Raw genomic sequence first — 20,361 nt, 5'->3', positions numbered from 1 at the left:
TGGCGAAGAAGACGGCAGCGGCCCCGCAGTCGAAGGTGTCGGTCAGTTCACCCATCGCCGATGGCCCGCTCGAATCTTTTCCTAAGCTGGCTAATATTTTCGGCGCGGCGCTGCCTGAGATCCTCGCCGATCGCTTCGATTTCGCTGACCACCGGATGGAGCCAAGCACGATCATGCAGCCGGGCGGCTATAGGCGCGGGCGGTATTGGCGAGAAAGTGTTCGATCGCAGCTGCAATCGTCTCCCCCTCGTCGAGGGCGTTCGTGGAGACCTTCGGCCGCGTTGATATCCTCGTCAACAATGCCGGGATTTTCCATGCCGCGCCGATCGAGACCCTGTCACTTGACGATTTCGATCGGACCTTCTCGATCAATGTCCGCTCGGCCTTCGTGGCGTCGAAGGCAGCGCTATCCGTCATGCCCGATGGCGGGCGCATCATTTCGATCGGCAGCAATCTTGCCGTGCGCGCCACCTCCCCCGGCCTCAGCCTCTATACGGCGAGCAAAGCGGCGATTGCCGGCCTGTCGCAGGCGTTCGCCCGCGAGCTCGGCCCGCGCGGCATCACGGTCAATGCCGTGCATCCCAGCTCGACGGATACGGACATGAACCCGGCAGACGGCCCGCATGCGCGTGAGCAGAAGGGCCTCATGTCCAATCCGGCGGGCTTTGCCGATCCTGGCGAGATCGCCGATGTCGTTGCCTATCTCGCCTCGCCGGCCGCCCGCTCGGTCACGGGTGCAGCGTGGACGGTCGACAATGGGGCGAATGCCTGAAACTGAGAAGGAAAAGACCGGCGCAAAACCGGGCTTTGATCACGCGGCCGTATTGGTCTCGGCAGCGCTCAGCGCGAGATCTGTTACCTCGCCGGTCGAGGCATAGCCGGAGACGAGTTCGGCAAGCATCAGACGGGCGGCGGGAATGTCGTTGCGGTCGAGGGCGGCATCGAGAACCTTCAAGCGCTTGGAAAGCTCCGGCCAGAAGAGGAAATCCTCGCGTGCCTTCATGATGCGCGGATGCTGTGTCGTCTCGGGATTGTCGCCGATCAGCAGTTCCTCATAGAGCTTTTCGCCGGGGCGCAGACCCGTGACCGAAAGCTCGATATCGCCTTCGGGATTGTCGTCGCTGCGCACTGTCAGTCCCGAAAGATCGATCATCCGGCGGGCGAGATCGGCAATGCGAACCGGCTCGCCCATGTCGAGAAGAAGGACATCGCCGCCATCGGCCATGGCGCCCGCCTGAATGACGAGCTGCGAGGCCTCCGAGATCGTCATGAAGTAGCGGGTGATTTCGGGATGGGTCAGCGTCACCGGGCCACCATCCCTGATCTGTTGGCGAAACAGCGGTACGACGGAACCGGAGGAACCCAGCACATTACCGAAGCGGACCATCGAGAAATTGGTGTGCGTACCGGCCAGCTTTTCGGCCGATAGCGCCTGCAGCACCATTTCGGCAAGCCGCTTGCTGGCGCCCATCACATTGGTCGGGCGAACCGCCTTGTCCGTGCTGATCAGCACGAAGTTCGACACGCCGTATTTTTCGGCCGCCTGCGCGGTGATCAGCGTGCCCATGACATTGTTCTTGATACCTTCCACGGCATTCTGCTCGACGAGCGGCACATGCTTGTAGGCGGCGGCATGATAGAGCGTCTGCGGGCGCCAGCTCATGATGATATGTTCTATGCGGTCGCGATCGCGCACAGAACAGAGGATCGGCACGATCTGTACCTGCTGTTCATAAAGCTCCGAAAGCTTCAACAACTCGCCATGGATCGCATAAAGGGCGTATTCGTTCTGATCGACGAGGATCAGTTGCGTCGGGCCGCAGCGCAGGATCTGGCGGCAGAGTTCGCTGCCGATCGAGCCGCCGGCGCCCGTCACCATCACCACCTTGCCAAGTGTGGCCTTGTCGAGAAGCTCCTGGCGCGGCGCCACGGCCTCGCGTCCGAGCAGATCCTCGATTTCGAGTTCGCGGATATCGGAAACGGCGATGCGGCCCTGCGCGAGGGCGGTCAGATCCGGCAGCGTGCGCACATTCACCCGTGCCTTGCGGATTTGCTCGAGGATTTCGTTGCGGCGCTGGCGCGTTACCGAGGGCAGCGCCAGAAGTACGTTGTGAACATTCAGCGTCTGGACGAGCTCGGTCAGGTCGGAGGGATCGTAGATCGGCAGACCGCCCATGATGCCGCCCTTCAGCTTCGGATCGTCGTCGAGATAACCGACGGCGTTGAGCTCGGCACTATTCGTCAGTGCAGCGGCAAGCTGCCGGCCGGAACTGCCTGCGCCATAGATCAGCACCTTTGCCATCGCACCCTGGTGAAGGATGCGCTGATAGGTATCGCCGAGCCAGTAGCGGATGCCGAGGCGCGAAAGGCCGATTGCGATCAACAGAAGCAAGGGCTGCAGAATGCCGACCGTGCGCGGAATGCCGGGAACGCTGAGTGCGGTGAAGATCGTCGCGAAGGCAACGCCATAGATCGCGATCGCCTTCAGCACAGCCAGAAAAGCGGCAATGCCGGCATAACGGAAGATCGCCCGATACATGCCCATGACGACGAAGATCGGGAGCGCAAGACACAGCGACACGAGAACCGCGAGCCACTGTACGCCCGTCAGCACCGTCCATTCATTGAGACGGAAACAATAGGCAAGCCAGATGGTGAGAACACAGAGGCTGGAATCGACGATCAGTGCAAGAATGCGCTTGGCCGGACGCGGCATCGCCAAGAGCGGGCCGACCAGTGCCTGCATCGACATCCAGGACCGGCTGGCCTTTGATCCGTCGTTTGAGGGATCATAATGCATGTCTATACTGCCCACCCATCATTCCAGCCTGACTTCTTCTTGTCCTTTTCGATTTCAAGCGCAACCAAAATAATCGAGGGTCGCGCACGCAATCTGTTTATAACCTTAAGTCGTAACCTCAATGGGTTATGCCCTTGCTGCCCAATACCTTGGAGACAGTCGTTGCGAGAATGCGCATATCCATGAAGAAGGAGCGGCGCTGCAGATAATCAACGTCGAACTTCACCTTCTCCGGGATCGGCAGTTCGTCGCGCCCGTTGACCTGCGCCCAGCCCGTCAGCCCCGGAAGCAGGGCGTCGACACCTTCGGCCGTACGCAGCGCAATCAGATCGTCCTGGTTATAGAGCGCCGGACGCGGGCCGACGAAGCTCATCTCGCCCTTCAGGATGCACCAGAGCTGCGGCAGTTCATCGAGGCTCGACTTGCGCAGGAAGCCGCCGATCGGCGTCAAATATCGGGAGGGATCGTCGAGCAGATGCGTGGCGACCGTCGGTGTGTCGATCCGCATGCTACGGAATTTCGGCATCCGGAAGATCTCGTTGCGGCGCCCCACCCGGTTCGACCAGTAGAGCGCAGGCCCCGGAGAGGTCAGGCGCACGCAAAGCGCCACGACCATAATCGGAATGATTAGGATCAGGGTTGCCACCAGAGCCAGGAAAAGATCCACTGCCCGCTTCAAGTCCGTCCTCGGCTTTCTCATACTCTTCTGGCCTTCAATGGCCTGACTTGCCCTATCGTCTCCGGCCAATTCACGTCAACGACCCTTTCCGGCCTTGGGACGCTTTATGCGTTGTTTCTCAAGCATTTGCGGTAATTCCGCCACCGCCTTGCGAAACGCTGCTTCAGTCAAGCCATTGATAAGACGTGGCTCTCCTTCCATTGCGGAAGTGAACCCAGCCTTCATTTCCGACACCTGTCGTGCACAAGAAGAAGGACGTGCCTTTCGGATAGTCCTGATGACGCTAACCCAAAACGCGTCTTACGGCCATTCAGTAGCTTTCTCCTTCGAAATGAACGGTCACGGCAGCCAGTTATCGACCTTGCTCAAGTCTTTCAAGCCCTGCGCGCAACCGGGCTGTTCTGCCGTACCAGCGCCATCAGCATAGGTCCAAGCGAAAATTCTCCACGCGCTCCCTTGCGGGTCAAATCCCGCAGATAGCCGCCCGGTGAGTTGATATGGGTCGCCCGCTCCAGCATGCAGGCAATGACGACAGCAGCACTTTCCCGGCCAAGGCTTTCGCAAGCCGCGTGATAAGTCTCCGGGGTGATCCCCAGCATGGACCGTACGGTAACGGCAGCGATCACGAGATCTCTCCAGCTCCTGATCGCTCCTCCCTGAGCATAATCGCTGATTTGCGGGCAGGCCTGCAGGATGAGGGCGAGAGGGAATACCTTCTGAGATCCGTTCGGCTGAACCGTCCCGGATGCAATCGGCAGCGTTTCCACTTGCACCACCGGTACAGATTCTAATTCAAGAGATTCTATATCTGAATTCTGTATGTGCGGTTCATTTTGGACCGCAGTGGCGCTCGTTTTTTTGAAATTATCGAAGTTCGTCAACTGATTGACGATGTCGGTGCGGAGAGTTTCGAGGTTCAGTCGCACGCCGTCCAGATCGGAAGCTTCGGGGTTGCGAGACAGGCAGGCGAGGTGACGGGCATAGGCAGCCTCGATGTCGTCCCAATTACCGGGAACGCCGTCCTCGATTGCGGCATCGATCAGCTTGCGGACATCGCGGCGGCAGATGGTCAGTCGCTCACGCGCACGCCGGAGTGCTATCCGGTCGGCCTCGATCTTTCGAGCCATGGCGGACAGTTCCTCGCTGCGGGCAAGAAGCGGCGCCAGGCTGAAGCCATAGGCATCCTCCAGTTCACCGGAGGTCTTGCGGCGGGCAAAACGTTTTCCGTTGGCACTGTCCTTGCGGATGATCAGCCCGGCGTCGACAAGAGCCGCCAGATGCCGGCGCAGTGTGGTGACTGCAATGCCGTGCGCTCGCACTATCAGCTGCCGGTTGGATGGAAAGACGACCATGCTCGCCTCACCGGAGAGATGGTTCTCAGGATAGAAGGAGAGAAGGGCGTTCAACACAGCGAGTGTGCGGTCGGAAATGTCGAGCAGCGGGCGTGCTTCGCAGACGTCGCGAAACACTTTCCACTTGTCGACGGACTTATCTGGTTTAACTGATTCGGCCTGAAGCTGACCTCTCATCAAAGCAAGCGACATCGGCCGCCGCCCGAAAGGCGTCGTCACAAATCCCGTATCCATCCTGGTTCACCTTATACAAAGGCAAATCATCAGCGCCCGCCAAAACGGCGTTCAAAAACCTTGACAGCGATTCCGGGAAGTGCGATTCTCTAGGTGCTAAACGAGAGAAGAGGGCTTCCGGATGTTTGTTCGGGGGCCTTTTTCTTTGCCTATTGGCTCCTTTTCCTAACAGTCAAATCCTCGTCAGCGGCTTAGCCCGCCAACAGTTATCGTTGTGACCTGACGGCGCCGAACTCTTCGAAGAGCTCATCCAGCCGGGTCGTGAGATAATCGGCAAATTCAGGCACCATGCGCTCATCGAAAGTGATGCGCGTCCTGTTGCCGGAGCGCTCGATTTGCGCCGCCTTCTGTCCTTGCCGTGTTTTCCAAATATCGCCCGCCACCTTCTTCGCATCGCGCGCTGCGATTTTCGACAGCACACGCTGCAGACGCTGATCGCTGTCGAGATCGGCAAAGGTATCGTCCTCAATGATCGACTCGACTTTCTTCGGTAAGGAAGAGACAGCGTCGACGAGGGCGAGCCATCGCGCGCGGCCTGCCTTCGGTGCCGGGCCGATCGCCAGAATTACGTTCTGCGGTACGCCACGGGCGACCGAGATGTAACGGCTGAGATCGGCCTTGTCGGTCGAGAGTGCTGCTATGATGACATCACGCGGGTAACCCGCCTCTTCCAGACGATGGGCAAACAGCGCCTTTTCGATGAAGGAGAGATCCTGCCGGTCGAGATTTTCCTTGCCCTGGGCAATCACCAGTTCATTGTCGCTCAAGCTCTGGACGATCGCCTTGACCTTGAGCCCAAGTTTTGCAGCGGCACGTAGACGGCGACGGCCATAAGCGATCTGGTAGTGTCCTTCCTTTTCAGGGTCGGGACGTACCAGGATCGGTACTTTCTGGCCGTGTTCGGAAATACTCGTCACCAGTGCATCGAAATCGGCATCGCGCTCGACAGGGATACGATCGCTGATCGAGGAATTGGAAATATCCGACGGGTCGATTTCCAGAACGGAGAACCCGGAGGAAATCTGGGCCTGCAGCCGGCCGGCGGCACGCGCCGCTTCCGTCATTTCCTGCAGGGATGCACCCATGGCCGAGACGGCGCCGGTGCGCACGCGGTCCGGGTTCTTCTCGACGCCAGCGGAAGGCGCCGGCGTATCAGCCTTGCGCATGAAGATCGAATTGACGGTATCGCGTCGGCTCATCAATTCTCTCCTTTCCAGTTAAAGGCGGGCAAGCCGAAAGAGCGCAGTTGGGAGCTCCCAACACGCTTATGGGCTGCCGATAGATGGAGGGGTTTTTGCCAGGGGCTCACACCGCGCCAGCCCCTGTTGGGAGCTCCCAACAGGTCGGGCGTCCCGCTGAAACCTGATAAATCGCTGTCGATCAGCAAGAACGTCATGTGCGCCCCCATGCCTGCCGGATCAGCGTCTCGACTTCTCTGTTGACGGCATCGAGGGCTTCCATCGCGCGGTCATAGGTCGAGCGTGTCAGGTTCTCGCGGCCGATCTCATAAAGTGTCTGCTTGGTGAGGCCGGCATCGGAGACCGCTGCGGATTTCACCATCGCGTTGATCATGACGTGATCGTCGAACAGATTGCGCAAGAGGGCCGCGACCTTCGTCTGCGGCGCATCCTGCGGCTCGTAGCGGGTGAGTAGATATCGAATGAAATCGTAATTGAGCTCGCCCCCGGCTTCGCGCACGACGGAGAGAAGGTCATGCGTCATCAGTAGAAACTGGCTCATGGAGGCCACGTCCAGCATCTGCGGGTGCACGGTGACGATCATCGAGGTCGCGGCGCAAAGGCCGCTCAGCGTCAGGTAACCGAGCTGTGGGGGGCAATCGAGGACGACGACATCATAGTTCTCGGCGACATCGTCGAGCGCCTTGGCGACGCGCATGAAGAACACGCCTTCGCCGTCCCGGGAGCCGCGCATCAGCGCGCGCGGCGTCGTATGCTCGAACTCCATGAGTTCGAGATTGCCGGGGATGAGATCCAGGCCGTCGAAATAGGTATTGCGCACGACCTCGGAGAGAGGGCGTCGTTCCTCATCGTAACGGATTGCCGCATAGAGTGTCTCGTTGGAACGGACATCGGTCTCCGGCATGACGCCGAGCATGGCGGACATGCTGGCCTGCGGGTCGAGATCGAGGGCGAGCACGCGGTAGCCCTGCAGCGCAAGATATTGCGCAAGATGCACCGATGTCGTGGTCTTGCCCGATCCGCCCTTGAAATTGGTGACGGCGATGACCTGGAGATGTTCGTTCTCCCTGCGGCGCGGCAGGAAGTCATACGCCTCGCGACCACGGGCGGAGGCTGCAAGCAGGGCACGCAGCTCATTGAGCTGGCGCAAGGAATAGAGGCGCCGGCCGTTGGTGCCGACATCAGGCTGTGGGCCTTCGCCGGCAAGCGTCATCTTTCGCAAGGTTGAATCCGATACGCCGATCAGCTTGGCCGCCTCACCGGATGTGAAGCGGCGCAGCGTCTTGCTGGCGGTCGGCGGAAACAGGGCTTCGCTGATCGCCTGCAACTGCGAACTGATCGTCGACGCGTGGGCGCCGATCGTCTCATCGACGCTACGCTGAAGGGTCCGAGAAGTCCTTTGTGGCTTGCTCACGCTCTAATCTTTCATCACGGAAAAACACCAGAAACGGCTGTTTATCCGTGACGATTACCGATCGCAGCGATTCTGGCAAGCTACCACAGCAGAACAGGGCTTTCGCGGCCGCGGTCACGATCATGAGTTTACGACAGAAGGATTACAATTTCCCCTGATATCTCCGCCAGTTAACAGAAATCTGATTCGGCTTGCAATGCTGTGCCATCCTCACATCATTTTTTCGATCGATGCGGCAAACTGATGTTTTGAACCCGCAGACCGCCCCCGGGCGCATCCCATTGAGAAGAATCAGCAATTACCGACTCCTAATCTTCGCCGGCAAAGGATCTGATGACGAAGGGCGAGGCGGCCCTCTTGCCGCAATCACCTGGGCGTTGACGAAGACGGATGGCGCGCTTGTGTTTTCGAAATCCGGAAGACGAGATCGCGCAAGCCATGTCCGCCTGGAAAGTGAATACAAGCAAAAGGCTGTCTGACGCCGCTTTCGACGAAAGGACGTCCCAAAATCGAACAGGGGTGTGACGGAATCAATCCGCGAAATAGATTCCGTATCGATGAAAAATGCGAGAAAAAACAGCGAGATGTAAACGCACCAACAGGCTGTCCGAGCTCGCGAAAATGGTTCTTTCGAGCCCATCTCCACATACGTTTCTTATAAAGCATCCGGGACGTTTCTGCAATGATTGGCATGCTTCTATCCCCAGCAGACAGCTGGGGAAGCCATGCGCGTATAATGCCGTCTGCCCTAGCCGCGGAATGTGTAGCCGGCAATCGAGGCCGGTTTCATCTCAATCGAGAAGCCTGGCCGGGTTGGCGGCATATAGGCCGCGTCCTTGATGATGCAGGGATCGAGGAAATGTTCATGCAGGTGGTCTACATATTCGATGACACGGCCATCCTTGGTGCCTGACACCGCCACATAATCGATCATCGACAGGTGCTGGACATATTCGCAGAGCCCGACGCCGCCGGCATGCGGCCAGACCGGCAGGCCGAATTTCGCCGCCACCAGCAGCACGGCCAGCACCTCGTTCAGCCCGCCCATGCGGCAGGAGTCGATCTGGACGATATCGATCGCGCCTTCGGCGATGAACTGCTTGAACATGATGCGGTTCTGGCACATCTCGCCGGTTGCGACCTTCACCGGACAAATGCCCTGGCGGATCTTGCGATGGCCGGCAACATCGTCGGGGCTTGTTGGCTCTTCGATGAAGAAGGGCTTGGCGAAGGACAATTGCTTGACCCAGTCGATCGCCTGGCCGACCTCCCAGACCTGGTTGGCGTCGATCATCAGGTAGCGATCCGGGCCGATCACCTCGCGGGCGATCCTGAGGCGGCGGATATCGTCCTCAAGGTCGCGGCCGACCTTCATCTTGATGTGGTTGAAGCCAGCATCGATCGCTTCCTGGCAGAGCCGGCGCAGCTTCTCGTCCTCGTAGCCGAGCCAGCCGGCCGAGGTCGTGTAGCAGGGATAGCCTTCCTTCTCGAGCGTGGCGATGCGCTCGGCCTTGCCGGCTTCGGCCTGTCTCAGGATGGCGATCGCCTCATCGCGCGTCAGCACGTCGGTGAGGTAGCGGTAATCGACGATATCGGCGATTTCTTCGGCAGGCATGTCTGCAACGAGGCGCCAGACCGGCTTGCCGGCCTCCTTGGCAAGCAGATCCCAGACGGCGTTGACGATTGCACCGGTCGCCAGATGGATCGCGCCCTTTTCAGGACCGATCCATCGCAGCTGGCTGTCGCTGGTCAGATGCCGCCAATATTTGCCGGGATGGGCCAGCACGTCTGAAAGTTTGGTGCCGACGACGAGATGCCGCATAGCCTCGATCGCCGCGCAGCAGATGTCGTTGCCGCGGCCGATGGTAAAGGTCAGGCCGTGGCCGGCCAGACCGTGCTTGTCGGTTTCTAGGATCACATAGGCGGCGGAATAATCCGGATCCGGGTTCATCGCATCGGAACCATCGAGGCTTTGCGAAGTCGGAAAGCGAAGGTCGAAAACACGGAGGTCGGTGATGCGGGTCATGATGTTCTTCCCGTTGAGGGGCCGGTATCCTTCCTTGGAAGAAGCCGGCCATGCAAAAGCTCAAATCGTCCAGCCGCCGTCGATGGCGTAGGCCTGGCCGGAAGTGTAGGTCGCACCGGCGAGGTAGACGGCGAGATCGGCGATCTCCTCCGGCGTGCCGAGGCGGCCCATCGGCTGGCGGGCGATGAAGGCGGCACGCGCCGTGTCATAATCGCCCTGTGCGCGCATGCGATCCTGCAGCGAGGGGCTTTCGACAGTGCCGGGGCAGATGCAGTTGCAGCGCACGCCTTGCGTCACGTAATCGGCAGCGACGGACTTGGTGAGCCCGATCACGGCTGCCTTGGTCACACCATAGGCAAAACGGTTCGGCACGCCTTTGATGCTCGAGGCGACCGAGGACATGTTGATGATCGCGCCATCCTTGCGCTCCAGCATACCCGGCAGCACGGCGCGGATGGTGCGGATCATCGCCTTGACGTTGAGATCGAAGGCAAATTCCAGATCGGTATCCTTCATGTCGAGCACGGAGCCGTTATGGACGGTGCCGGCGCAGTTGAAGAGCACATCGACGGCGCCGATTTCGGCCACCAGCGCCTTGACCGCCTCGTCTTCGAGCACGTTGAGCTTGTGGGTGGAAATCTTGCTCTCCGCCCCGAGGGTCGCCAGCGCGTCGGTATTGATGTCGGTGGCATGCACCTTGGCGCCGGCAGCGGCGAAGGCAAGCGCGGTGGCGCGGCCGATGCCTTGACCGGCTGCGGTGATGAGAACGGTTTTGCCGGAAAGATTGCTTGTCATGTCATGGCCTCTTTGGGGATTTTTCGCGCGCTGGCGTTGTGCTGAATCTATCTCAAAAGGATCGGTCGGGATAAAGGTCGCGCTCGGCCACGTGCCTTGCAAGGCGATGCCACCTTTGTGCAGGCGATCACGATGTCCATGCGTTGCATGGCCTTCCTCCCTCTCCCGTTATCTTATTTTTGTCTCGCCTTGGCGAGCCTTTCCGGGATTGCGATCGTCCGACGTGAGACTATGCCGAACAACGTCCTCACATTTAATTTGTCTGTTTATAGACAAACAGACGATAGCCCCATGGTCAAGCGCGAACTTTCTCTTTTCCCTGTGCCCGCCTGCGTATATGCAGAATGATATTCACAGGAGGGAAGAATGGAGACCGACGAGTCAGATCGCTATCGCGCTCCGGCGCTCGACAAGGGTCTTGATATTCTCGAACTTCTGGCAAGCGTCGACAGCGGCCTGACGCAGGCGGAAATCGCCAAGCGGCTGGAGCGCAGCCCGAACGAATTCTATCGAATGCTCGACCGTCTCGTGAGGCGCGGTTACGTGACGCGGCTCGATGGCGACCGTTATTCTCTGACCTTGAAACTGTTTGGCCTGGCGCAGCTGCATGCGCCGGTGCGCCGCCTTGCCTCCTATGCCACGCCGCTGATGCGCGATCTCGCCCAGCGCTCGCGCCAGGCAAACCATCTTGCCGTATTCGACCGGGGTGCTGCCGTCGTCATCGCCCAGCAGGAGGCGCCGGACTATTGGGGCCTGTCGATCCGCGTCGGTTCCCATATCAGCCTCTTCGACACCGGCTCCGGCCATGTGCTGCTTGCCTTCCGCAGCGACGAAGAGCGCGAGATGATGATCTCGGAACATGCGCGCAGCCGCAAAGACGCTGATCTCGGCTCGGAATTTTACGAGCGGCTGAACCAGATCCGCGAGCGCGGCTATGAAATGATGGCAAGCGCCCAGACGGCCGGGGTCTATAATCTCTCGGCACCGGTCCTGGGGCCTGATGGGCGCGGTATTGCCGCGCTGACCTGCCCCTATATCGCGTTGGTGAATGCACCGGCAGCACCCGATATCAGCCAGGCGATCGGCATGGTGCAGAAGACGGCGGCCGAGCTCTCGGCGCTTGCCGGCGCCACAATCGCCGTGGCCGGTTAACACCGGCCGGAATTTCTATTTGAATAATCCATTCACCAAAGATAGGTTCTGCCACCACTCTTTGGAGGAGAAGAGCGTGTTTATCGACACCCATCTGCACGTCATCGACCGGTCAGTGCTGAATTATCCCTGGCTTGCCGATGTGCCGGCCCTCGACCGCGATTTTCTCTACGAGACCTATGCGACCGAGGCCAAACGCTGCGGCATCACCAAGGTGCTGCACATGGAGGTGGATGTCGATCCGATCATCATGCAGGCCGAGACCGACTATATCAGCCGCCTCGGCGATCTGATCGCTGGCGCGATCGTCTCCTGCCGGCCGGAAGAAGATGGTTTTGCCGACTATCTGGAGCGCCAGAAGGCCGATCCCTTCGTCAAGGGCTTTCGCCGCGTGCTGCATGTGGTACCTGACGACGTCTCGGAAAGTGTGCTCTTCCGCGAGAATATCAGAAGGCTTTCCGGCACCGGCCTGACTTTCGATCTCTGCACGCTGCCGCATCAGGTCGGCAAGGTTGTGGCGCTCGCCGATACCGCCTCCGATGTGCAGTTCATCCTCGATCATTGCGGCAATCCCGATATCAAGTCGAACGCCTTCGAACCCTGGAGCCGCGGCATTGCCGAAATCGCCCGCCGGCCGAATGTCGTCGCCAAGATTTCCGGCATCGTCACCAATGCCGATCCGGCAAGCTGGACGGCGGAAAACCTGCGGCCCTATATCGAGCACGTCATATCGAGCTTCGGCTGGGATCGTGTGGTCTGGGGCAGCGACTGGCCTGTCTGCACGCTGGCGAACGGACTTTCCACCTGGGTCGCGGCCACCCAGGCGGTGCTGTCAGGCACTGCGGAAACGGAGCGTTCGAAGCTCCTTCACGGCAATGCACAGCGTCTGTGGATGCTCTGAGTTTCACTCAGCTCCGCCCTTTTAGGGTTTAATTCTGCTGGATTCTCGCTTTAAGTGATCTGTCGCTGGGTGCAATCCGCAGCGGCTCTCGGATGGCGCGATGTTTTGGCCAGCCTAAACTACATCCAAGCAATTGCTAGGTTGAACCAACTCGGCTAAAAGTTGTTGTTACCGGCCGTGTAAGTTGTCGGTCCGGTTTTCGCAGGAGGGAATATCAGATGAAAGAAGAACCGCATTCCGTGGATGTTCATGTCGGCAAGACGATCCGTATACAGCGCCTGCTGAGAAAGGTTTCTCAGACGGAGCTGGGCGATCGCGTTGGCGTGACCTTCCAGCAGATCCAAAAATACGAAAAGGGCTCCAACCGCGTCTCTGCCAGCATGCTCGTCGAAATCGCCGGCGCTCTCAGCGTCGATGTCAGAACCTTCTTCGACGACCTGACGGCGCCCGCCGCCAACGCAAACGATAATCCCGCTCCGAGCGAAGAATTCATCATTTCGCGTGAAGGCGTCCAGCTCAACGCTGCCTTTTTCTCGATCAAGAACGAGCAGCTTCGCAAGAAAATCCTAAAGCTCGTCCAGGCGATTGCCAGCACGGAGCAGACTGAAATCGACGCTGCTGAATAACGCGTCGGCCTGATTTTCTAGCGCTCAGTCGCACCCTGCATCAGGGCTAATGGCGATCGATCACGATCAGATTTTCGCCAGCGTCCTTCATTGCGATCTTGGCTTTGCTACCGATGAGTTTTTCGAGGTTCGCATCGAGTTCCCTGTCCGGGTCGATGCCGTCCCAATCGATGACGACCTGCAGCAGCGCCATGTTTGTCAGGTGCATAAGATTGCGCAGCTGAAGTTTTTCAGCCTCGTCCTTGGCTGCCGACAGCAGCCGGAAGAGTCTTGCGTATTCCCTGCCTGCACCTTGGTCCCTTTTTTCGAACATTGTTTCCGCCCTCGACAACAGTCATATCCCCACACGACTTACCTTGGGCTTGGAACCGTTATTCGAGCGTTACAGGCTGCATCTGCTGCGTGACTTCGGCCTGCAGCACCTCGAAATGCGAGGTCGCAGCAAAGGTCCAATCACGCTTCGTTGACGCAAACTCGCCCTTTTGCAGCCATTCCAGGACGAGCCTTGCGTCGCTACGCTTGCGTTCGACGCGATTGGCACGGATCGCCGCCAGGATCTGGTCGCGGCGCGATTTGCGGGCAAAGTGGGACTCTTCGACCACCCTGGCATAGGTCCGTTCGGAGAAATGCAGGAAGCGTCCGGCGAGGAGCAGCTTCTTGCGTTCGCTGACGGTAATCTCACCCTTCGCATGCAGACCTTCGATCGTCGGCTCGAAATCGACCCAGGGAACGGAAAGCGGCAGCCAGCCAAGCTCCTGCGGTGCATGGACGAGCGCCACTGCCTCGTCGTCGACGAGATCGCCGGATTCGTAATCGTCGAAGATCGAGCCGATGCCGATCATGCCGAAGGCGGAGCATTCGGCAGCGCGCAGCGCGCCCATGCTGGAGCCGCCGGCAACGGCAACGCCATTTCCCAAGGCGAAGAGGATTTCCTTGTGCCAGACGGAGGGCAGGTCGCCGAAATAGCCGTCGATCAGGCCGATTGCGGTCGCCCCCTCCTGCACAGCCTTTAGAATGTCGCCGCAGGCGGCAGGCGGGCGGAAATCGATATCGGGATGCTTTTTACGAGCATTCGCAATCTCGCTTGCAAGGCTCGGACCGACGAAGAGGATCTTCATGCCGCAGCCTCCCTGATGACGTTGACGGCGCGCAGGCCGAGCTGGATGTACTGGCCGCTGATATCGACCTCGAGGCCTGGCACGATGACGCGCACGACGGAAACCGGAAGGGTGGGGTGTGACAGCGGCACGGCGATGATCTGGCCGATGCCGACAGCCCTCAGCCGGCCGGCAATGTGGCGGATCGTATCCTGGATCGTCATCGGACGCATCGGGCGCATGGGGAAGGGTTTCAGTGCCGCATCATTGTTGCAGAGATCGACGACCTGGCGCATGCCGGCGCTGCGGTCGATCCGCTGGTAGATCTTCGGCGAGAAATCATCGCGGCTGCCGGCAATCGCCGTCAACCGGCTCTGGGCAGCCTCGGTGATGGCGCGAAGAGCTGCGCGCACCGGATCAGGATGGCAGCCGCAACCACCGCACACCTGAGCCCAGCGGGCATCGACGCGGTCCGAGAGATTGCCGGGAATGATGACGGCCAGAAAAGCCGGGACACCGATATCGGTGGTCATGTCGATTAGCAGCAGGCGCATGCCAGCCTGGCGGATGCGATCGACCAAGACGTCGATCACGGCATCGCCGAAGGCGAGCGGATCGATGCGGTTCTGCTTGAGCTGTTGAGGGGATTTCAGCTGGGTCAGCGCCCAGGCATCGCGTTCGACGAGTTCGCAGAGCCCGTGCAACACGGCTTCGGCTGGCGTATTGCCCGAGGCCAGACCGTCGCTCGATTGTTCGAAGCCCGGCGGGCGTTCGCCGCGATGGTCGAGGCCGACCAGCCACCAGGGCACGAAAGTGGTGCTGCCTGAGAGGAGGTCGAAGCCGGAGCACCAGGGGATTTGACTATCGCCGATCTCGTCGGGCGCACAGCGCGCCACGCTGTCGAGGTCGATCATCGCGGCCCGTTCGGCCTTCATGGTCTCGAGACTGGCGAGCGTCAGGTTGGCTGGCGCAATTTCAGCGGCGCGGGTCTCTATTGCCTCCATGGCGGCAGAGGTCATTGCCGCTTCCTTGTCGATACCCTTGCCCTGGAAGACCGACAGCGTGTGGCTGTTCGGCCTTGTGGCGAAGGCAACCGGAATGTTCAGCACGTCGAGGCCGGTCAGCAGTCCGACGCGGGTGATGCCGAATTCGCGCAGATGCGGCTTGATCGCCGCAAAGGTCTGCGCCGGGGTCATCGACCGGTCGTGGTAGCTGTTGATGCCTGCCGATGATCTGTTGAGGTCAGCGGCAAGCGTTTCAAGGTCGGCCAAAGCAGACATGCTCATCGATTCCTTAGCGGAATCTCAGTGCATGCGTCAGGCTTTCAAGGCCGTTTGCCGAAACGTGGAGTTCGTCCTGCTTGACGGCTGCCTTGGCAGCAGCAGAGAAACGGAGTGCGGGTGCCTGGATTGCAGCGTTGGTTTCAACGGTTTTCATGATCTCTCTCCAAATGGTTGGGCGGCTGACCGCCGTTAACCATTCAAAAAGAACATTGCCTGCGTCATTTAAGCGTTACAGGCTTCGTTAAAAGGCCTTGCATTAGGGAAGACCGGCGAGTTGCAGGCCTTTTATCAACGGATCAGTGAAGGCCGGATCGCGATCGGGGACGAAATGACGGATCTCTTCGCTGCGGAAATCGGGGAAATTATCCAGCACGACCTGAGCGTAGTTCCTGGCTTTTGCGGCATCGCCCGCCATGGCATGGGCGGCCGCAAGCAGGCGCGCCGTCGCCTGTTTTGCCTTCACCGGCTCCAGCGCATCGATCGCCTTTTCGTACTCTTCGCGCATGAAATGGATGCCGCCTAGGTTCCAGTAATAATAGTCCGGCGGCAGCGGATTGAGCTTGAAGGCAGCGCGACTGAGCTCGAGGGCCCGATCGAAATCCCCGTCATGGGAAAGTGCGTCGGCAAAATCGGCCAAAATGTCGGCGTCGTTGGGATTGAGATCCTGAGCTTGCTGGAAGGAATCGAGGCTTTCTTCAAACCGGCGGCGATAGAGCGCCACGAAGCCGAGTTCGCGATAGGCCCGGCCGCTGTTCGGGTCGGTCTGCCGCGCCATCCTTGCGGCACTGTAGGCTTCGTCCAGCAGCTCCCGATCGCGCATCCCGCGGATCAGCCATTCCATGCCGAGGGCGCGCGACATTCCGGCATGAGCCGGCGAGAAATGTTCGTAGCGGCTGAGCGACGACTTGAACCATTTGCGCGCCTGGCGCAGGTGCTGCAGGTCTGTCTGTGAAATCAGCCGCTTGCCTTCGAGATAGAGGCGATAGGCGGAAGCCGGCACGTCGCCGAGCGGCATCGCCAGTTCGTAGCGCTCGATCGTATCGGCAAGCGTCATCACGATACGCCGGGTCAGCTGGCTGAAGGCTTCGCTGATTTTCTGCATCGCAAAAGGAATTTCGACCGCCCAGAGCACTTCGGAGGTTGCCGTGCGCGTCAGCCGGCAGGTGGCATAGACATCCTCGTCGCGGCTCTGGATCGTCACATAGACGGCATAGTCGAAGGAGAGGTCGAGCGGACCGATGGTCGGGCGCGTCGGGTCGAGCGCGCGGCTCAGCATTTCCAGGCTGGTATGAGCGGCAATCACCTTGAAGCCGCGCTGCTGGCTGAGCCCGATTGTGACATCTTCGAGCAGCGCGCGGCCGACGCGCTCCATCAGCGGATCGGTAAAGATGCTCTCGGGCGGCAGGATGACGATACGCGGCTGGCCGACCGGATCGATCAGCAGTTCCGACACCGGATGCGGACGTTCCGTCGCCGCCGGCTGTGCCGCGGACAGGATGCCGAGTTCGCGGGCAAGGGCCGTCGTGGCCTCGTCCGGTTCGATATCGAAATCGTCCTTGAGCTGGCTGCGGCATTTCAGATAGGCCTGACGCGCCGCCGGCAGGTCATTCATGCGGGCGTGGGCGCGCATCAGCGCACGGCAGGCGATCTCGTTGGCAGGGTCGAGCTCGATCAGCCGCTTGGCAAAGGCGACCTGTTCCTCGTCCGGACGCTCGTCCTTGCTTTCCAACAGGCGGACAAGATGCGCCATGCGCGCTTCGTTAATCCGCTGGCGCTCGAAAGTTAGCCAGTCCTCGGCACCCTGCGTTGGAGATTTGACGCTTTCGAGCAATTCTCCGAGCAGGATGCCGCTTTCGTCCGGCCCCAACACATCCTTTTGTTTGAGGATATTGAGGTCGATCTCCCAGCCGGGCGCAAGGCCGAGATGGGTGCGCGTGGCAGTGAGCAAGGGCGGCAGGCCCTCGGGAATGCTCTGTTCGATGCGCGACAGAAGCTGGCGAAGGCTGCCGGCCCGTTTTTCGGGAAGTTCGGATTGCCATAGCTGGCATCGGATGGTTTCGCGGTCCACCAGCGGTTCTGACGACAGCGCTAACATTGCCAGCAGGAAATAGGACTTTTCGGGCAAAGGAAGCTCAGTCCCGGCGGCCAACAATCGCGGCCTGCCGAGCAGACATAATCTGTTCGCTTTCACTTCCCCGGTTGACCCGTCCATCAGGGTTCTCACCTTTAAAAGCCGGAACGCTTGGAACGGACCGACCGATTACATGATGTTAGAGTGAATAGCGGGCAACGGGAAGCGCTTTTGCTTTGCTGGAGCAATATTTTCATCGAATATTTACGCTCCGGCCGATGCTTGCTGCCAACACACTTTACGAATACTGCATATGACGTGAGACGCCGCTCTATTTCGGAGCATCATCCCGCCATGCGAACCGGCGCTGCCGCCATGTATTCGTCCAATGCCGCGGCTTCCTCGATCCCGCCGCCAATGACAAAAATATCGTTGATACGATCGCCCACACCCAATCTCCAAACTGTCGCCCAAATCAGGGCACTGCGCGTTCCGATACCGGGGAGGCACCGGCGTTCTGTATCGCCTCCGAAGACTCAAGCAAGCGCCATTCCGCTACTGCGGCAGCAGCGGTTCATTACTCTGTCAGACCGACTACCGTGCACGTTACGACGTGATTGAGACAATGATGTAAAGGCTGAAATCAGCGGCCAAGCGCCGCAACTGCGGCCTGTCGGACGAACGCTTGGTCCAGTCCGGCTAACGAAAACGAAGGACTGCCTGCATGTGCAACGCTTGCCCTTCACGCCGACACGCGGCTTGGTTTAGCGATCATCGCGACCGCGCTCGATCCAGTCGCACGCGACCGTCGATCGTCGGAAAAACCTAGTCCCACTTCGGGCCCCAGTCCGGATCGACGACGCGGTGATTGCGGTCGATGGTTTCGATGCGGGCGACTTCCTCAGGGGAAAGCCTGATCGAGCTTGCCTGGAAGTTCGAGCGGATGCGCTCCGGCCGGCCCGATGTGGGGATGGTGCAGTAGCCCTTGGCGAGTTCGAAGGCGATCGCCACCCGTTCCGGCGTCGCATCGTGTTTTTCACCGATTGCGCGCAGCACCGGCTCGTCGGACAGAATGCCACGGGCGATCGGCAGGTAGCAGGTGACGAGAATGTCCTTTTCCCGGCAATAGTTTGCGAGCTTCTTGTTCTGCAGGATCGGATTGAGCTCGAACTGGTTGTTGGCGATCCTGCCCTTGCCGAGCAGTGCTTCCGTCTCCTCCAGAAGGGCGATCGTGAAATTCGAAACGCCGATCAGCTTCGTCAGGCCGCGGGCCTGCGCTTCTGCGATCTGGGTGATGTAGACGTCGAGCGGAATGCGGCCATTGGGCGAGGGCCAGTGGATCAGCGTCAGGTCCACCTGATCGACCTTGAGCGCTTCGAGGCTCTTTTCCAGCGAAGGAACGAGTGCGCCGGCACCGAAATTATCGGTCGAGATCTTCGTCGTCAGGAAGACCTCGTCTCGGTTCAGGCCCGAGCGGCGCAGCGCTTCGCCGACTTCGAATTCGGTATCATAAGTCTGCGCAGTGTCGAGGTGCCTGTAGCCGGTTTCGAGCGCACACAGGATCGCATCGATACCATCCTTGCCGTTGCGCCCAAAGGTGCCAAATCCCATCAACGGAATAACATCATGTTTTTGCAAATCTATTTCCTCCAATTCGCCTCACTCCTCCAGCGGGCTCATGGAGCTTTGCAATAGCTTGGGGCTCTGTCCAGCGAAAAACGCCGATAGAATTTCGGGCAAATCCTGATGGGGGTTTAAAGAAAATACGGGCGTGAATTGAGGCCCTGATACGGCAGCCGGCAGAGGTCGGCTACCGTATGGGAGGAATTGCTCTAGAATGCCTGGGCAAGACGGCGGAACGGCGACGCACTTTCGGCAGCGGCTTCGACGAAATCAAGACCGATATCGAGAACCGGGGCGCTGTGCGTCAGCCAGCCGACCGAGATCAGGTCGACGCCGGAGGCGGCAATGGCCGGTGCGGTTGCCGGCGTGACGCGGCCGGAGGCCTCGGTGATGGCGCGACCGGCGACGATGCTGACGGCCTCGCGCAGCTCATCGGGCGTCATATTGTCGAGGAGGACGGCATCGACCCCTTCGCCCATGGCCTCGTGCAACTGGTCAAGCGTGTCGACCTCGACCTCGATCTTGACCATGTGGCCAACGCCTGCCTTGGCGCGGCGGATTGCTTCTGCCACGCCGCCGGCAATGGCAACGTGATTGTCCTTGATCAGCACCGCATCATTGAGCGCAAATCGGTGGTTCATACCGCCACCGGCCCGCACGGCATATTTTTCCAGCGCCCTCAGGCCGGGCGTCGTCTTGCGGGTGCAGACGACGGCGGCTTTGGTGTTGCGGATCGCCTCGACTATGCCTGATGTCACTGTGGCAATGCCCGAGAGATGACCGAGGAAATTCAGCGCTGTGCGCTCGGCCGTCAGCAGCCCGCGCGACGGGCCTTCGATGGTGGCGATCAGGCTGCCTGGCTCTACGGCGGCCCCATCAGGCAGATGCCGCTTCATCGTGATGGCGGGATCGACGAGCTGGAAGGAAAGGTCTGCGGCGTCGAGACCAGCAACCACACCCGGCTGGCGGGCGGCCATGACGACCGTCGAGCGATGTTCTTCCGGGATGACAGCTGCCGAGGTGATGTCACCGGCAAGGCCGAGATCCTCGGTAAGGGCGGCACGCACCAGCGGCTCGACAATGACGCGCGGAAGGGAAGCGAGGTTCAT

Annotated in this window: 18 protein-coding genes; 4 read left to right on the top strand and 14 right to left on the bottom strand. The window is 59.9% G+C overall.

All coding sequences use genetic code 11. The features are described 5' to 3' along the window. The first annotated feature begins 262 nt into the window (after window positions 1–262). Window positions 263–772: an SDR family NAD(P)-dependent oxidoreductase gene (locus ACR9ZQ_RS39125; protein ID WP_481430591.1), complete on the top strand. Its 510-nt coding sequence runs from the start codon at window positions 263–265 to the stop codon at window positions 770–772. Between the two features lie 39 nt (window positions 773–811). Here ACR9ZQ_RS39125 and ACR9ZQ_RS39120 read toward each other — a convergent pair whose 3' ends face one another. The 7 genes from ACR9ZQ_RS39120 to ACR9ZQ_RS39090 all read right to left on the bottom strand — a co-directional run bounded on the left by ACR9ZQ_RS39120 (window position 812) and on the right by ACR9ZQ_RS39090 (window position 10,499). Beyond that, window positions 812–2,746, bottom strand: coding sequence for a polysaccharide biosynthesis protein (locus ACR9ZQ_RS39120; RefSeq protein WP_481430998.1), 1,935 nt, complete (start codon window positions 2,744–2,746; stop codon window positions 812–814). 172 nt (window positions 2,747–2,918) lie between these two features. Continuing rightward, window positions 2,919–3,500, bottom strand: a complete 582-nt coding sequence (locus ACR9ZQ_RS39115) for a sugar transferase (RefSeq protein WP_481430590.1) — start codon at window positions 3,498–3,500, stop codon at window positions 2,919–2,921. Window positions 3,501–3,853: 353 nt separating this feature from the next. Beyond that, window positions 3,854–5,065 carry a plasmid replication protein RepC gene (gene repC, locus ACR9ZQ_RS39110; protein ID WP_481430589.1) on the bottom strand — a complete coding sequence of 404 codons (1,212 nt, stop codon included), beginning with the start codon at window positions 5,063–5,065 and terminating at the stop codon, window positions 3,854–3,856. 206 nt (window positions 5,066–5,271) lie between these two features. Beyond that, window positions 5,272–6,264, bottom strand: coding sequence for a plasmid partitioning protein RepB (repB, locus tag ACR9ZQ_RS39105; protein ID WP_481430588.1), 993 nt, complete (start codon window positions 6,262–6,264; stop codon window positions 5,272–5,274). 193 nt (window positions 6,265–6,457) lie between these two features. Beyond that, window positions 6,458–7,678: a plasmid partitioning protein RepA gene (gene repA, locus ACR9ZQ_RS39100; protein WP_481430587.1), complete on the bottom strand. Its 1,221-nt coding sequence runs from the start codon at window positions 7,676–7,678 to the stop codon at window positions 6,458–6,460. A 748-nt stretch (window positions 7,679–8,426) separates the two neighbouring features. After that, window positions 8,427–9,704 (bottom strand): L-fuconate dehydratase, encoded by a 1,278-nt coding sequence (locus tag ACR9ZQ_RS39095; protein ID WP_481430586.1) that lies wholly within the window; start codon window positions 9,702–9,704, stop codon window positions 8,427–8,429. Between the two features lie 60 nt (window positions 9,705–9,764). Next, on the bottom strand, window positions 9,765–10,499 hold the full coding sequence (locus ACR9ZQ_RS39090) for an SDR family oxidoreductase (RefSeq protein ID WP_481430585.1): 735 nt from the start codon (window positions 10,497–10,499) through the stop codon (window positions 9,765–9,767). Window positions 10,500–10,865: 366 nt separating this feature from the next. On the opposite strand from ACR9ZQ_RS39090, the gene ACR9ZQ_RS39085 reads away from it, so the two are divergent. The 3 genes from ACR9ZQ_RS39085 (at window position 10,866) to ACR9ZQ_RS39075 (ending at window position 13,178) form a co-directional block, all read left to right on the top strand. After that, window positions 10,866–11,651, top strand: a complete 786-nt coding sequence (locus tag ACR9ZQ_RS39085; protein ID WP_481430584.1) for an IclR family transcriptional regulator — start codon at window positions 10,866–10,868, stop codon at window positions 11,649–11,651. A gap of 76 nt (window positions 11,652–11,727) precedes the next feature. Then, window positions 11,728–12,552 carry an amidohydrolase family protein gene (locus tag ACR9ZQ_RS39080; RefSeq protein ID WP_481430583.1) on the top strand — a complete coding sequence of 275 codons (825 nt, stop codon included), beginning with the start codon at window positions 11,728–11,730 and terminating at the stop codon, window positions 12,550–12,552. Between the two features lie 218 nt (window positions 12,553–12,770). Then, complete coding sequence (locus ACR9ZQ_RS39075) at window positions 12,771–13,178, top strand: helix-turn-helix domain-containing protein (protein ID WP_310380212.1); 408 nt, start codon at window positions 12,771–12,773, stop codon at window positions 13,176–13,178. Between the two features lie 46 nt (window positions 13,179–13,224). Here ACR9ZQ_RS39075 and ACR9ZQ_RS39070 read toward each other — a convergent pair whose 3' ends face one another. The 7 genes from ACR9ZQ_RS39070 to nadC all read right to left on the bottom strand — a co-directional run bounded on the left by ACR9ZQ_RS39070 (window position 13,225) and on the right by nadC (window position 20,361). Further along, window positions 13,225–13,491 (bottom strand): hypothetical protein, encoded by a 267-nt coding sequence (locus tag ACR9ZQ_RS39070; RefSeq protein ID WP_481430582.1) that lies wholly within the window; start codon window positions 13,489–13,491, stop codon window positions 13,225–13,227. A 58-nt stretch (window positions 13,492–13,549) separates the two neighbouring features. Beyond that, window positions 13,550–14,296, bottom strand: coding sequence for a TfuA-like protein (locus tag ACR9ZQ_RS39065; protein WP_481430581.1), 747 nt, complete (start codon window positions 14,294–14,296; stop codon window positions 13,550–13,552). After that, complete coding sequence (locus tag ACR9ZQ_RS39060; RefSeq protein ID WP_310380205.1) at window positions 14,293–15,555, bottom strand: YcaO-like family protein; 1,263 nt, start codon at window positions 15,553–15,555, stop codon at window positions 14,293–14,295. The genes ACR9ZQ_RS39065 and ACR9ZQ_RS39060 overlap by 4 nt, the downstream gene beginning before the upstream one ends. Window positions 15,556–15,568: 13 nt before the next feature. Further along, window positions 15,569–15,712 (bottom strand): hypothetical protein, encoded by a 144-nt coding sequence (locus tag ACR9ZQ_RS39055; protein ID WP_310380204.1) that lies wholly within the window; start codon window positions 15,710–15,712, stop codon window positions 15,569–15,571. A gap of 102 nt (window positions 15,713–15,814) precedes the next feature. Further along, entirely contained in the window at window positions 15,815–17,770 is a 1,956-nt protein-coding gene (locus ACR9ZQ_RS39050) for an AfsR/SARP family transcriptional regulator (RefSeq protein ID WP_481430580.1), read from the bottom strand. 684 nt (window positions 17,771–18,454) lie between these two features. After that, the gene (locus ACR9ZQ_RS39045; protein ID WP_481430579.1) at window positions 18,455–19,267 is read right to left on the bottom strand and encodes an aldo/keto reductase; all 813 of its coding nucleotides are present in this window, start codon (window positions 19,265–19,267) and stop codon (window positions 18,455–18,457) included. 194 nt (window positions 19,268–19,461) lie between these two features. Then, entirely contained in the window at window positions 19,462–20,361 is a 900-nt protein-coding gene (nadC, locus tag ACR9ZQ_RS39040) for a carboxylating nicotinate-nucleotide diphosphorylase (RefSeq protein ID WP_481430578.1), read from the bottom strand.

The organism is Rhizobium sp. KNZ14-9A, from assembly GCF_056755015.1.
The sequence above is the reverse complement of the archived record's forward strand: the minus strand, read 5'-3'. Positions and strand labels throughout refer to the sequence as shown.